Below are 13874 nucleotides of genomic sequence, written 5' to 3'. Positions count from 1 at the left end.
ATCCGCGTTCAACCAGACAGAGCCACACATGAACATTTCAAAATTCTTTATCGACCGACCGATTTTCGCAGGAGTCCTATCGGTGATCATCCTGCTCGGCGGGGTGATCGCGATGTTCCTGCTGCCGATTTCGGAGTATCCGGAAGTCGTGCCGCCTTCGGTGATCGTGAAGGCGCAGTACCCGGGCGCGAACCCGAAAGTGATCGCCGAGACGGTCGCGTCGCCGCTTGAAGAGCAGATCAACGGCGTCGAGGACATGCTCTACATGCAGTCGCAGGCGAACAGCGACGGCAACATGACGATCACCGTCACGTTCAAGCTCGGCACCGATCCGGACAAGGCCACGCAGCTCGTGCAGAACCGCGTGAACCAGGCGCTGCCGCGCCTGCCGGAAGACGTGCAGCGGCTCGGCATCACGACGGTGAAGAGCTCGCCGACGCTGACGATGGTGGTCCACCTGATCTCGCCGGACAACCGCTACGACATGACCTACCTGCGCAACTACGCGCTGATCAACGTGAAGGATCGCCTGTCGCGGATCCAGGGCGTCGGCCAGGTGCAGCTGTGGGGTTCGGGCGACTATGCGATGCGCGTGTGGCTCGATCCGCAGAAGGTCGCGCAGCGCGGGCTCTCGGCCGAGGACGTCGTGCAGGCGATCCGCGAGCAGAACGTGCAGGTCGCGGCCGGCGTGATCGGCGCATCGCCGTCGCTGCCGGGCACGCCGCTGCAGTTGTCGGTGAACGCGCGCGGCCGGTTGCAGACGGAAGACGAGTTCGGCGACATCGTCGTGAAGACGACGCCGGACGGCGGCGTCACGCACCTGCGCGACATCGCGCGGATCCAGCTCGACGCGTCCGAATACGGGCTGCGCTCGCTGCTCGACAACAAGCCGGCCGTCGCGATGGCGATCAACCAGTCGCCGGGCGCGAACTCGCTGCAGATCTCGGACGAAGTGCGCAAGACGATGGCCGAGCTGAAGCAGGACATGCCGGCGGGCATCGACTACAAGATCGTCTATGACCCGACGCAGTTCGTGCGTTCGTCGATCAAGGCCGTCGTGCACACGCTGCTGGAAGCGATCGCGCTGGTCGTGATCGTCGTGATCGTGTTCCTGCAGACCTGGCGCGCGTCGCTGATTCCGCTGATCGCGGTGCCGGTGTCGATCATCGGCACGTTCTCGCTGCTGCTCGCGTTCGGGTATTCGATCAATGCGTTGTCGTTGTTCGGGATGGTGCTCGCGATCGGGATCGTGGTCGACGATGCGATCGTGGTGGTCGAGAACGTCGAGCGCAACATCGAGAGCGGGATGAACGCGCGGCAGGCGACCTACAAGGCGATGCAGGAAGTGAGCGGGCCGATCATCGCGATCGCGCTGACGCTCGTCGCCGTGTTCGTGCCGCTCGCGTTCATGTCGGGCCTGACCGGCCAGTTCTACAAGCAGTTCGCGATGACCATCGCGATCTCGACGGTGATCTCGGCGTTCAACTCGCTGACGCTGTCGCCGGCGTTGTCCGCGATCCTGCTGAAGGGCCACGGCGACAAGGAAGACTGGCTCACGCGCGTGATGAACCGCGTGCTCGGCGGCTTCTTCCGCGGCTTCAACAAGGTGTTCCATCGCGGTGCGGAGAACTATGGCCGCGGTGTGCGTGGCGTGCTGTCGCGCAAGACGCTGATGCTCGGCGTGTACCTCGTGCTGGTAGGCGCGACCGTGCTGGTGTCGAAGGTCGTGCCGGGCGGCTTCGTGCCCGCGCAGGACAAGGAGTACCTGATCGCGTTCGCGCAGCTGCCGAACGGCGCATCGCTCGACCGCACCGAGAAGGTGATCCGCGACATGGGTTCGATCGCGCTGAAGCAGCCGGGTGTCGAGAGCGCGGTGGCGTTCCCGGGGCTGTCGGTGAACGGCTTCACGAACAGCTCGAGCGCGGGCATCGTGTTCGTCACGCTGAAGCCGTTCTCCGAACGGCACGGCAAGGCGCTGTCGGCCAGTGCGATCGCCGGCGCGCTGAACCAGCAGTACGGCGCGATCAAGGACTCGTTCGTCGCGGTGTTCCCGCCGCCGCCGGTGCTCGGCCTCGGTACGCTCGGCGGTTTCAAGATGCAGATCGAGGATCGCGGCGCGGTCGGTTATGCGCGGCTTGCGGATGCATCCAACGACTTCATCAAGCGCGCGCAGCAGGCGCCTGAGCTCGGGCCCCTGTTCACGAGCTACCAGATCAACGTGCCGCAGCTCAACGTCGATCTCGATCGCGTGAAGGCGAAGCAGCTCGGCGTGCCCGTGACCGACGTGTTCAACACGATGCAGGTGTATCTCGGCTCGCTGTACGTGAACGACTTCAACCGCTTCGGGCGCGTGTACCAGGTGCGCGTGCAGGCCGATGCGCCGTTCCGCCAGCGCGCGGACGACATCCTGCAGCTGAAGACGCGCAACGACAAGGGCGAGATGGTGCCGCTGTCGTCGCTCGTCACGGTGACGCCGACGTTCGGCCCGGAAATGGTCGTGCGCTACAACGGCTACACGGCGGCCGACATCAACGGCGGCCCGGCACCGGGCTTCTCGTCGGGCCAGGCGCAGGCCGCGATCGAGCGCATCGCGCACGAGACGCTGCCGCGCGGCGTGCGGTTCGAATGGACCGACCTCACGTACCAGCAGATTCTTGCCGGCGATTCGGCGATGTACGTGTTCCCGATCAGCGTGCTGCTCGTGTTCCTCGTGCTCGCCGCGTTGTATGAAAGCCTGACGCTGCCGCTCGCGGTGATCCTGATCGTGCCGATGAGCATTCTGTCGGCGCTGACGGGCGTGTGGCTCACGCAGGGCGACAACAACATCTTCACGCAGATCGGCCTGATGGTACTGGTGGGGCTGTCGGCGAAGAACGCGATCCTGATCGTCGAATTCGCGCGTGAGCTCGAACACGACGGCAGGACGCCGCTCGAGGCTGCGATCGAGGCCAGCCGGCTGCGGCTGCGCCCGATCCTGATGACGTCGATCGCCTTCATCATGGGCGTGGTGCCGCTCGTCACGTCGACGGGTGCCGGCTCGGAAATGCGCCATGCGATGGGTGTCGCGGTGTTCTTCGGGATGCTCGGCGTGACGCTGTTCGGGCTGATGCTGACGCCGGTGTTCTACGTCGTGCTGCGCACGCTCGCGGGCGGCAAGATTCACGTCGCGGGCAAGGACTCGGCCGGTTACGGCGTGACGGCCCCGGGCGTGCCGGCTTCGGATGCTTGAGGATAAGACGATGGACAACATGCACAACACGAATGGCCTGATGCGCTTCGCGAAGGTGGCGGCCGCGAGCACCCTGCTCGCGACGCTGCTTGCCGCGTGCGCGGTGGGCCCCGACTACAAGCGCCCGGATGCGCCGACGCCCGCCGCGTTCAAGGAAGCGCCGACGCTCGCCGCGGGCGAACAGGCCGGCACGTGGAAGACGGCCGAGCCGTCGGACGCCGAACATCGCGGCGAATGGTGGAAGGTGTTCGGCGACCCGGTGCTCGATGCGCTCGAGACGCAGGCGCTTGCCGCGAACCAGAACCTGAAGGCCGCGGCCGCGCGTGTCGAGGAAGCGCGCGCGGCGACGCGTTCGGCGCGCTCGCAGTGGTTCCCGCAAGTCGGCGCCGGCTTCGGGCCGACGCGCGAAGGGCTGTCGTCGGCGTCGCAGTTCCAGCCGCAGGGCACGGGCCCGACCAATGCGACGCTGTGGCGCGCACAGGGCACGGTGTCGTACGAGGCCGACCTGTTCGGCCGAGTCGGCCGCAACGTCGAGGCGTCGCGAGCCGACCAGGCGCAGAGCGAAGCGCTGTTCCGCTCGGTGCAGCTCGCGCTGCAGGCGGACGTCGCGCAGAACTACTTCGAACTGCGTCAGCTCGATTCGGACCAGGACCTGTACCGCCGCACCGTGGATCTGCGCGAGCAGGCGCTGAAGCTCGTGCAGCGCCGCTTCAACGAAGGCGATATCAGCGAACTCGACGTGTCGCGCGCGAAGAACGAGCTGGCCAGCGCACAGGCCGATGCAGTCGGCGTCGCGCGCCGGCGCGCGGCGTCCGAGCATGCGCTCGCGATCCTGCTCGGCAAGGCGCCGGCGGATTTCGGGTTCAAGGAGACGCCGATCGTGCCGGTCGCGGTGAAGATTCCGCCGGGCCTGCCGTCCGCGCTGCTCGAACGCCGCCCGGACGTGTCGGCGGCCGAGCGTGCGATGGCGGCCGCGAACGCGCGGATCGGCCTCGCGAAGTCCGCGTATTTCCCGAAGTTCGATATCACGGGCGCGTTCGGGTATGAAGCGTCGACGCTCGGCAACCTGTTCCTGTGGTCGAGCCGCACGTTCCTGCTCGGGCCGTTCGCCGGCACCGCGCTGACGCTGCCGCTGTTCGACGGCGGACGCCGTGCGGCCGGCGTGCAGCAGGCGCGCGCGCAGTACGACGAGCAGGTCGCGAACTACCGGCAGCAGGTGCTCGTTGCGTTCCGCGAGGTCGAGGACAATCTCGCCGACCTGCGCCTGCTCGACGACCAGATCCGCGCGCAGGATGCGGCGGTCAATGCGTCGCGCCGCGCGGCGACGTTGTCGCGCACGCAGTATCAGGAAGGCGAGGTTGCCTATCTCGACGTGATCGACAGCGAGCGCTCGGTGCTCCAGTCGCAACTGCAGGCGAACCAGTTGACCGGTGCGCAGGCCGTGTCGACCGTGAACCTGATCCGCGCGTTGGGCGGCGGGTGGGGGGCGGCGCCGACGGCGGTCGGCGATGCGGCGTCCGTCAAGGCGGAGGTGGCCGCGCGTTGACGCGCCGGCCCAAGGCGGGCCGTTGCAACAAGTGGTCGATCGAAGCACCCCGATCCGTGACGACGCGGATCGGGGTTTTTTGTTGGCGGCCGGTTACACCTGTTGCTCCGGCTGCACGTCAGTGCGTTCGGCGATCACCACCGCGTACCGCCCGACCGCATCGGCGATGCGCTGCGCCAGCTCGGGGTCGCGCACCGCGCGCGCGAGCGTGACCCCGCCCGACAGCAGCGCAAGGAGCGCGATCGCGCGGTCGTCGTCGGGTGGGTTGTCCATCCCGGACGACACTTCGTCGACGATCTGTCGCAATGCGTGCGCGTATGCGTCGCGCGTTTCGTCGTCGGCGCGCATCACTTCCGGGGACAGGCTGGGCAGCGCGCAGCTTTCGCCGAGTTCGCACGTGCGCCGCGGGCCGAGGTAGAACGATACGAACGTGCGCCGCCAGCGCGCGCCGTGCTCGGCCTTGAGCGTCGCGACGCCCTGCCGGAGCTGGTCGAGGCCATCGAGGACGACCTGCCGGAACGCTTCGCCCTTCGTTTTGAAATGGCCGTAGAACGCGCCGTTGGTGACACCCGCCGCCTTCGTCAGCGGACCGATGCCGGAACCGCCATACCCCTCCTGGCGGAACAGGCGGCTCGCGGCATCGAGGATGCGCGTGCGGGTTTCGTGCTTGTGCTCGACGGTATAACGCATGACTGGCTCGCTTCAGAGCGATCGCTCTTTATCTTGCAAAGAGAGTGATCAGTGTCTATTGTATAGAGAGTGACTGATATTTATATCACGTCACCCAACCGATGACCTGACCAGGAGAAAGTGCGATGCCGATTACGCTGACAGTATCCGAAGGGGTTTTCACGCCGGACGACGAAGGGCCGGTGTTTGCCGAGTTGACCGATGCGCTGCTGGAAGTCGAGGGGTTGACCGGGAATGCGTTCCTGGAGCCGAACGTGGTGGGCACGCTCAACGTGCTGCCGCGGCACCGGACCTTCGTGCACGGGCGCGCGGAGCCTGCCGCGTTCGTCGAACTGAAGCTGCCCGCGGTGGCGCTGGCGGCGCCCGACCGGCAACGGCAATTCGTCGAACGGGCGACCGCGATCGTGCTGCGCCGTGCGGGCGGGCGGCTGACGCCTGCGCAAGTCTGGGTGAACGTCGTCCATGCGGTCGACGGTGGATGGGGCATTGCCGGACGACGCTACGACAACGCGGCGCTCGTCGATTCGATCCAGAGTGCGGCGGTGACAGCGCATTAATCGCAACTCGCAACTAACGGTCAAGCCGTCATGCGTTGACCGACGGCGTGGCGGCGTTCGCCGCCACGCCGGTCATTTTTCTTCGCCTGCAGCGCGCAGCGCGCGGACCAGTTCGCTGGCCGCCTTGCCGAGCCCCGTGTGTTTCGGCCGGCGCAGGTAAACCGGCAGCGGCAGCCCGTTGCGGATGTTCGCGAACACGAGCGGCGCGAGTTCGCCGTCGGTGACATATCGGCCGATCACGGAGGCCGGCAGGTTCGCCCAGCCATGACCGGCCTTCACCAGCGCGATCGCGGTCGCCATGTCGGTCACCTTCCATGTGCGGTTGCCGATCACCGGCCGAATGTCGGTCAGCGGCCGCTCCGGATCGGCGATCACGATCTGCCGAAAGCCCGACAGCCGCTCGATCGCTTCGGGATGCGCGGCTTCGGCGATCAGCGGATGGCTCGGCGCGGCGACTGCAATGAGCGTCTCGGTCCACAGCGCATGAATCTGCTCCTGCGGATGAAGGTCGAGCCCGCAGTACGCCACGCACAGATCGATGGCGGTGCGATGCAGCGCGTCGACGATCGCGTCCTGCGGCGCCGTGACGACGCTGATCGCGAGCGCCGGATACTTCGCGGCGACCGCCGTCAGCGCGCGGGCGACGGGCGCCGGGTCGATTTCGGCCGCGATGCCGAGCCGCAGCGTGTCTTCGACGCCTTCCGACAGGTGCTGCGCGTGCGCGCGCAGCACCTGCAACTGCTCGGCGATCGACCGCGCGTCGGGCAGCAGCGCGGCCATCGCGGCGGTCGGCGTCGGTTCGCGCGTGCCGCGATCGAACAGCACGAGCCCGAGTTCGGCCTCGAGGTTCGCGATCGCCATGCTGACTGCCGACGGCGTGCGGCCGAGCGCACGTGCCGCAGCGGAAAACGAGCCTTTGTCGATGACGGTCAGCAGCATGTCGATGTGGTCGCTGGTCAGCATGCGAGGGCTTCCTGTCAGAAAAATTGAAAGGACCTGACTTTTGCGGACGTGCTACCCGCTGATAGTCTCGCCACCTTGTTCGATGGAAGGTGGATGGTCATGCAAGGGTGGAAGAGACGCATAGTCTACGTCGTGATGTTCGAGGTGCTCGGCATGCTGAGCGGCGCGAGCGTGGCGACGAGCGGCGTGATGGGGGTGATGATCTCGACGACGGGCGTCACCGTCAATTTCCTGTACAACCTCGCGTTCGAGGCGTGGGAGCGCAAGCGTGCGGCGACGACGCGCACGGTCGGTCGCCGCGTGCTGCATGCGATCGGCTTCCAGGTCGCGCTCGTGACGTTCCTGATCCCGCTGATCGCGTGGTGGCTCGACGTGTCGCTGCTGCAGGCGTTCCTGTACGACGCCGTGTTGATCGTGTTTTTCCCGATCTTCACGTTCACGTACAACTGGGCGTTCGACAGCGTGTTCGGGTTGCCCGATGCGGTCACGCGCAAGGCGGAGCCGGCGGTCTGATCAGCGACAGTGTGGCGCGGGCGCAGGCAGATCGATGGGACGGACGCGCCGGTGACGCACGGCGGTCGATGAAGCGGCGATGCGGCGCGTATCCGCATCGTCGCTGAACGGCGAGGAGAACGGGCGGCGCAGAAGCCGCCCGGGAGAACTTACGCGGCGACGAACTCGTGCACGAAGCGGTTGAACACGGCCGGGCTCGCGGCGTTCATCCCGTGCGACGCACCGGCGACGGTCTGCCGTTGCGCGTTGCCGATCCACTGCGACAGCGTGTCGACGTTGTTGCGGAACATCTTCGGGCTGCGCTGGCCGTCGATCAGCAGCGTGCGGCACGCGATGTCGCCGGCCGTGTGCTGCGAATACGCGGGCAGCGGGTCGCGCAACTGCTTCGGCAGCGTGCTCGCGTTGTCGATCGCCATCGTGCGGAAACGCGACGTGCTCTTCTTCCATGCGCCCGGCAGGCTCACGGAATCGACGAACATCTCGAGGCCCGATTCGACGTCGCCTTGCCCGATCAGGTTCACGGCCTTCGTGCGCAGCGCGATCGCGGCGGCCGGCAGCGCGGCTTCGCGCACGCCCGGCTGTTGCAGCGGGCCGCCCGGATCGGCGAGCGTCAGCGACTCGACGAGGTGCGGATGCTGGCGCGCCACGTTGAACGCGACGCTGCCGCCGCGCGAGTGGCCGACCAGGTGCACGGGGCCGAGATCGAGCGCATCGATGAATTCGGCGAGCTCGTCGACGTGGTTCTGCCAGCTGAACTCGTCCTGGATGCCTGCTTCGACGGCCGGCCAGTAATGGCTGAGGCTCGGCGCGATGCAGCGGTAGTGGGCCGACAGCGATGCGAGCTGCGGATCCCAGTAGCGGTAATCGCACAGCGAGCCGTGCACGAACACCATCGGCGCTCCGTTGCCCCGCTCGACATACGGCAGGCTGATGCCTGACGAAAGCGTCGCAAATTGCAGGTCGGGGTTCGCGAGCACGGACGGCTCGATTCGCATGTTCATGACTGAAAGACTCAAAGGTGCGTCAACACGACGCAACTATGCATCACGGCGACCTGCAAGGAAAACGCATAATTTTCATCGTGACGATCAATTTTATTGATGGCTCGGCCGGAAACCCTTGTCGGAAGGGGACGGGTATCGATGCTTTCAATCGTCTAACGGTGGGTCGCAGCGCCGGAATGGCCGAAAAAAGGCGTGCGGCGGCCTGCGCACCTGCGCATCGCACCTTTGGAAAACGGGAAGCACGCGAGCCGCGAAAGCGGCCCGCGCGTCAGCGCACTGTCAATGCGGGCGCGCTCTGAAGCTCGACGGGGAGGTCGTTGTCGGCCGCGAACTGCATCGCGAAGTCGAATGCGTCCGCGCACACGGTGCGCAATTCGTCCGACACGAACAGGCATTTGACGCCGCCGTCGACGACGGGCATCGCGAGCCGCGACAGCGCGCACGGATAGCCGGGCCGCCGTTCGCCGACGAACAGCGTGATGACACCCGCGAGGCGCTCGGGCCAGTCGCTCGGGCGGAAGGTTTTCTGCGCGCGCGTGACGCCGCGGATCAGGTGGCCGGTGATGCGGCCTTGTTCGGTGACTTCGATGCGATCCATGCTGTGCGTGTCCTCGTTCGCGTCACTCGCCGCCATCGGCTGCCGCGTCGCCGCGCGCGGGAATCCGCAGGTTGCGCAGCTTGTGATAGAGCGTTTTCCTCGGCATCCCGAGCGCGACGCTTGCGTCCGCAACGTTGCCGTTATGACGCTGCAGCATGTCCTCGATCAGCATCCGCTCGAAATACGCGAGCTGTTCCGCGAGCGTGCCGCCCGCGGCCGGCGTGCCGCCGGACGACAGCAGGCTGTCGCCGGTCAGCCCGAGCACGAAGCGGTCGGCCACGTTCTGCAGCTCGCGCACGTTGCCGGGCCACGCGTGCGTCATCAGTTCGGATACCTGCGCAGCCGTGACGACCGGCGCCGGCTGCCCGAAGCGCCGCGCGGCCGCGAGCACGAAATGCTCGAACAGCAGCGGCACGTCCTCGCGCCGCTCGCGCAGCGGCGGCAGCTCGATCTGCGCGACGTTGAGGCGATACAGCAAGTCCGCGCGAAAGCGGCCGTCGGCCGCGAGTTCGGCGAGATCGGCCTTCGATGCGGTGACCACGCGGCAGTCGACCGGAATCAGCTCGTTCGCGCCGAGCCGCTCGACCACGCGCTCCTGCAGCACGCGCAGCATCTTGATCTGCAGCGGAATCGGCATCGTCTCGATCTCGTCGAGGAACAGCGTGCCGCCGTCCGCCCATTCGATCTTGCCGATGCGCTTCTTGATCGCGCCGGTGAACGCGCCGGCTTCGTGACCAAACAGTTCGCTCTCGAACACCTGCTCGGGCAGGCCGCCGCAGTTCAGCGCGACGAAATGCGCGTCGCGCCGGCTGCCGAAGTCGTGCAGGCTGCGCGCGATCAGTTCCTTGCCGGTGCCCGTTTCGCCGGTGATCAGCACCGACACCGACGTATCGGCGAGGCGCAGGATCTTCTTGCGCACGTCGGCCATCGCGGGCGACTTGCCGAGCACGAACGCCTCGATGCCCTGCCAGTTGTTCAGCGCCGCGCGCAGGCCCTGCACCTCGAGCGTCAGGCGGCGCTTCTCGACCGCGCGCGCGACGCGCCCCGCGATCACGTCCGACGAAAACGGCTTCTCGATGAAGTCGTACGCGCCGACCTGCATCGCGCCGACGGCCGTCGAGATATCGGCATGGCCGCTGATCAGCACGACCGGGATCTGCGCGTCGATGGCCATCACGCGATCGAGCAGCTGCAGCCCGTCGATGCCCGGCATCCGCACGTCCGACACGATCACGACCGGCGCACCGGGCGCGACGTGATGCAGCGCGTCGGCGGCCGACGCGAACGCATCGACCGCGAAGCCGGCAAGCGCGACCGCCTGCTCGACGCCGATCCGGACGTTTTCATCGTCCTCGACGACCAGCACCCGAATCTCATCTTCCATGCTCTGTCCTTTGCAGCGTTGCCGCCGCGAATTCGATACTGAACTGCGCGCCGCCTTCGTCGCGGTTCGTCGCGGCGATCTTCGCGCCGAACGCCTCGACGATGCGCGACGTGATCGCGAGGCCGAGCCCGAGGCCCTGGCCGCGCGGCTTGGTCGTGACGAACGGTTCGAACAGGTGCGGCAGCACCTCGGGCGCGATGCCCGCGCCGCTGTCGGCGACGGTGAAGCGCACGCGGCCGGCTTCGTCCGGCCCGGCGGCCTCGATGACGATGCGGCGCACGGGCGCGTCGTGTACCGCGTCGAGCGCGTTGCCGAGCAGGTTGACGATCACCTGCTGCAGCTGGCTCGATTCGGCCGACACGGCGGTACCGGGCGCGATGTTCACGTCGAGCTGCACGCCTTCGTCGCGGATCCGCGCGTCGTAGATGAGCCGTGCATGCGCGACGGCCTCGTTCAGCGAGACCGCGACGCGTTCGACGTCGGGCTTGCGCGCGAAGGTCTTCAGCTCGCCGGTGAGCACGGCCATGCTGTCGACGAGCTTGCCGATTCGCTCGAGATTGGCGAGCGCCGGCGCCGGCTGGCCGCGCTCGAAGAACGTGCGCGCGTTGTCGCACAGCGTGCGGATCGCGACGAGCGGCTGGTTCAGTTCGTGCGTGAGGCCGGCGGCCATCTGCCCGAGCACCGCGAGCTTGCCCGCGTGCACGACTTCCTGCTGCGACGCGCGCAGCCGCTGCTCGGTGCGCTCGCGCTCGACGATCTCGCGCTGCATCCGTTCGTTCGCGGCCGTCAGTGCGGCCGTGCGCTGCGCGACGGTCAGCTCGAGCTGGTCGTTCGCGCGCCGCAGCGCGTCCTGCGCGTTCAGCCGCGCGACGATCGCCCGGCGGCGCTGGATCGCGTAGCCGGCGAGCAGCGCGGCGATCAGGAACGCGCCGGTGACGAACACGAAGGCCGTCTGCTGCTGGCGCCGCGCGCCCGCGATGTCGAGCAGCACCATCAGCGAATCGCCGGCCTGCGGCGCCGGGCGCGACATCACGAGATAGCGCGTGGTGCGGCCGCTGTGACGCGTATCGGGAAAGGTGCCGAACCACGCGGCCGCGCTGCGGTCGCCGATGCGGCGGTACGGCAGCGCGTCGACCGTGCGGCCCGCGTATTGCCGTGACGCCTGGATGTCATGCTGCTGCTGCGCGGTGATCGGGCGCAGCGCGGTGAATTTCCACGCGGGTTCGGTCGAGATCACGACCACGCCGTTGCTGTCGACGACCATCGCGGCGACGCCCGGCGCACGCCACGCCGATTCGAGCGGATCGACGCTGATCTTGACGGCGGCCACGCCGATCGGCACGCCGTCGTCGCGCACCGCGCTGGCGAAGTAGACACCCGGCACGCCGGTGTTGGTGCCGATGCCGAAGAAGCGGCCGCTGCCGCGCGCGAGCGCGTCCTTGAAATACGGCCGGTACGACACGTTGGTGCCGACGAAGCTGAGCGTCTCGTTCCAGTTGCTGGCGGCGATCACGTCGCCCTGCAGGTCGATCACGTCGACCGCGCCGCTGCCCGCGTCGCGGTTCACGGCTTCGAGGTAGGTGTCGACCGTGTGCACGAGCTCGGGGGCGTCGTTCGGCGCGGTTTTCAGCATCGTGCGCACGCCGTCCTGACGCGCGACCAGGCCGGGCAGGATCTCGAAGCGGCCGAGTTCGCTTTTCAGGCTCGACGCATACAGGTCAAGCCGGTGCGCGCCGGCTTCCTCGAGCGCGTCGATCGCGCGTTCCCACGCGAAATCGACGGCCGCGGCTGCGACGCACATGTACAGCACGCCGGCCGATGCCCAGCCCCACCACGGGATTCCCTTGAAGCTCTTCTGCACGTTCGCCCTCATCGAAGCCCGCAACCGTCCGCACGGCGGGACGCCCGACACGACGCCCTGAACGACGCGCGCCGCGCGCCGGCTGGGCCGGCGGCGGCGCGTGCGAAGCGGCCTGCGCGACGGTGCGCGCGGCGGCGCGTCATCCGAAGTGTGCGACCAGGATCAGCGTGACCGTGACGACGATCGCGCCGCCGATACGCGTCGCGATCTGCGCGAACGGCATCAGCTGCATCCGGTTCGCGGCGGTCAGGATCGCGACGTCGCCGGTGCCGCCTTGCCCGCTGTGGCAGGCGTTCACGATTGCGGTGTCGATAGGGTACATCTTCAACAGGCGGCCGACCACGAAACCGGTGCCCATCAGCGTCGCGACGGTCGACACGATCGTGACGACGTTGACGATCGTGAACGCGGCGGTCAGCTTGTCCCACGGCGTCATCGCGACGCCGATCGCGAACAGCAGCGGATACGTGACGGCGGTCGAGAAGAACTTGTAGACGACGAACGCGCCTTCCTGCAGCGGCGGCGACACCGCGCGCGCGAGCTTCACGAGCACCGCGAGGAACAGCATCGCGACCGGTGCGGGCAGGCCGAACAGCTTGTGCGCCATCAGGCCGACCAGGTACAGCGTGATGGCCGTGATGCCGGCGCCCGCGATGTGCGTCACGTCGACGTGGCCGCGAATCTCTTCGTTTTCCGGCGTCATGTCGCCGCTTTCGCCAACCTGCAGGCGGCCGTTGCCGGTCAGGTGCGGCAAGCGCTTGCCGAGCATGTCGAGCGCGCCCGACAGGATGATCGCGGTCAGGCTGCCGAGCATCACCGGCGGCAGCACCATCGCGAACATCTCGCCTTGCGGCAGGTGCATCAGTTCCGAATAGCCGATCGACAGCGGAATCGCGCCTTCGCCGACGCCGCCCGCCATGATCGGCACGACGATGTACAGCAGCGTGTGGCGCGCGCCGAGGCCGAGCGCGGTGCCGACCGCCGTGCCGACGATCGCCGCCGCGACCGAGCCGGCCGCGAGCGGGATGAAGATCTTCAGGAAACCCTGGATCAGCACGCGGCGATCCATGCTCAGGATGCTGCCGACGATGATCGACGCGATGAACAGGTACAGGAAGTTGGTCGACTTCGTGAATTCGACGGTGAGGTTCAGCACCGGCTTCGGCAGCACGTGGTAGTACGTGAGCGCCGACGGCACGAAGGTCGCGAAGATCGCGGCCGCGCCGATGTTGCGCAACAGCGGCAGGCGCTTGCCCAGTTCCGCGCAGGTGAAGCCGAAGAACGCAAGCACCGCGATCGCCATCGAGATCTCGCCGGGCACCTTGCCGGTCACCGAGAAGCCGACGATCAGCGCGAGCAGGATGAAGTAGACGGGCAGCGGAATGATGCCGATGCGGATTTCCATCAGTTTCCACCAGCCTTCCGGCCAGAAGCGCTCGCGCGGGGGGGCGACGGCGCCGGAAACCGGCTCCGGATGGGGCGGGGTATGGATAGAGGTCTGCAAGACGTGTCTCCTGATGTTGGAATGC

Annotated in this window: 11 protein-coding genes; 4 read left to right on the top strand and 7 right to left on the bottom strand. The window is 67.4% G+C overall.

The window, feature by feature from the left end; translation table 11 throughout:
• Positions 1-28: 28 nt before the first annotated feature.
• On the top strand, positions 29-3229 hold the full coding sequence (gene ceoB, locus HWX36_RS13240; RefSeq protein ID WP_175952546.1) for a multidrug efflux RND transporter permease subunit CeoB: 3201 nt from the start codon (positions 29-31) through the stop codon (positions 3227-3229).
• Between the two features lie 10 nt (positions 3230-3239).
• Positions 3240-4775 carry a multidrug efflux transporter outer membrane subunit OpcM gene (opcM, locus tag HWX36_RS13235; RefSeq protein WP_175952545.1) on the top strand — a complete coding sequence of 512 codons (1536 nt, stop codon included), beginning with the start codon at positions 3240-3242 and terminating at the stop codon, positions 4773-4775.
• 93 nt (positions 4776-4868) lie between these two features.
• Here opcM and HWX36_RS13230 read toward each other — a convergent pair whose 3' ends face one another.
• Entirely contained in the window at positions 4869-5465 is a 597-nt protein-coding gene (locus HWX36_RS13230; protein ID WP_175952544.1) for a TetR/AcrR family transcriptional regulator, read from the bottom strand.
• A gap of 125 nt (positions 5466-5590) precedes the next feature.
• Here HWX36_RS13230 and HWX36_RS13225 point away from each other — a divergent pair, with 125 nt between their 5' ends.
• Complete coding sequence (locus HWX36_RS13225; RefSeq protein ID WP_175952543.1) at positions 5591-6022, top strand: Tautomerase enzyme; 432 nt, start codon at positions 5591-5593, stop codon at positions 6020-6022.
• A 72-nt stretch (positions 6023-6094) separates the two neighbouring features.
• Here the strand turns inward: HWX36_RS13225 and HWX36_RS13220 are convergent, their stop codons facing one another.
• Positions 6095-6985: a LysR family transcriptional regulator gene (locus HWX36_RS13220; RefSeq protein WP_175952542.1), complete on the bottom strand. Its 891-nt coding sequence runs from the start codon at positions 6983-6985 to the stop codon at positions 6095-6097.
• A gap of 99 nt (positions 6986-7084) precedes the next feature.
• On the opposite strand from HWX36_RS13220, the gene HWX36_RS13215 reads away from it, so the two are divergent.
• Positions 7085-7498, top strand: a complete 414-nt coding sequence (locus HWX36_RS13215) for a PACE efflux transporter (RefSeq protein ID WP_175952541.1) — start codon at positions 7085-7087, stop codon at positions 7496-7498.
• Positions 7499-7647: 149 nt separating this feature from the next.
• On the opposite strand, the gene HWX36_RS13210 is transcribed toward HWX36_RS13215, so the two are convergent.
• The 5 genes from HWX36_RS13210 to HWX36_RS13190 all read right to left on the bottom strand — a co-directional run bounded on the left by HWX36_RS13210 (position 7648) and on the right by HWX36_RS13190 (position 13849).
• A complete protein-coding gene (locus HWX36_RS13210; protein WP_175952540.1) occupies positions 7648-8499 on the bottom strand; it encodes an alpha/beta hydrolase in 852 nt (283 codons plus the stop codon).
• Positions 8500-8770: 271 nt separating this feature from the next.
• A complete protein-coding gene (locus tag HWX36_RS13205; protein ID WP_175952539.1) occupies positions 8771-9100 on the bottom strand; it encodes a DUF3579 domain-containing protein in 330 nt (109 codons plus the stop codon).
• Positions 9101-9122: 22 nt separating this feature from the next.
• On the bottom strand, positions 9123-10484 hold the full coding sequence (locus HWX36_RS13200) for a sigma-54 dependent transcriptional regulator (protein WP_175952538.1): 1362 nt from the start codon (positions 10482-10484) through the stop codon (positions 9123-9125).
• Positions 10474-12357 carry an ATP-binding protein gene (locus tag HWX36_RS13195; protein WP_175952537.1) on the bottom strand — a complete coding sequence of 628 codons (1884 nt, stop codon included), beginning with the start codon at positions 12355-12357 and terminating at the stop codon, positions 10474-10476. Before HWX36_RS13195 ends, HWX36_RS13200 begins: the two co-directional genes overlap by 11 nt.
• 127 nt (positions 12358-12484) lie before the next feature.
• Positions 12485-13849, bottom strand: coding sequence for a 2-hydroxycarboxylate transporter family protein (locus tag HWX36_RS13190; RefSeq protein ID WP_175952536.1), 1365 nt, complete (start codon positions 13847-13849; stop codon positions 12485-12487).
• Positions 13850-13874 lie beyond the last annotated feature (25 nt).

This window comes from Burkholderia sp. BCC0405 (assembly GCF_902833075.1).
GTDB lineage: Bacteria > Pseudomonadota > Gammaproteobacteria > Burkholderiales > Burkholderiaceae > Burkholderia.
Note: the sequence above shows the minus strand (reverse complement) of the source record. Positions and strands in the feature narration are given on the sequence as shown.

Bases quoted from the DNA above. Each gene is read 5' to 3' on its own strand.
- HWX36_RS13230 (WP_175952544.1), bottom strand. From the start codon at position 5,465: ATGCGTTATACCGTCGAGCACAAGCACGAAACCCGCACGCGCATCCTC.
- HWX36_RS13205 (WP_175952539.1), bottom strand. From the start codon at position 9,100: ATGGATCGCATCGAAGTCACCGAACAAGGCCGCATCACCGGCCACCTG.
- HWX36_RS13225 (WP_175952543.1), top strand. From the start codon at position 5,591: ATGCCGATTACGCTGACAGTATCCGAAGGGGTTTTCACGCCGGACGAC.
- HWX36_RS13215 (WP_175952541.1), top strand. From the start codon at position 7,085: ATGCAAGGGTGGAAGAGACGCATAGTCTACGTCGTGATGTTCGAGGTG.
- ceoB (WP_175952546.1), top strand. From the start codon at position 29: ATGAACATTTCAAAATTCTTTATCGACCGACCGATTTTCGCAGGAGTC.
- HWX36_RS13220 (WP_175952542.1), bottom strand. From the start codon at position 6,985: ATGCTGACCAGCGACCACATCGACATGCTGCTGACCGTCATCGACAAA.
- HWX36_RS13210 (WP_175952540.1), bottom strand. From the start codon at position 8,499: ATGAACATGCGAATCGAGCCGTCCGTGCTCGCGAACCCCGACCTGCAA.
- opcM (WP_175952545.1), top strand. From the start codon at position 3,240: ATGGACAACATGCACAACACGAATGGCCTGATGCGCTTCGCGAAGGTG.
- HWX36_RS13200 (WP_175952538.1), bottom strand. From the start codon at position 10,484: ATGGAAGATGAGATTCGGGTGCTGGTCGTCGAGGACGATGAAAACGTC.
- HWX36_RS13195 (WP_175952537.1), bottom strand. From the start codon at position 12,357: ATGAGGGCGAACGTGCAGAAGAGCTTCAAGGGAATCCCGTGGTGGGGC.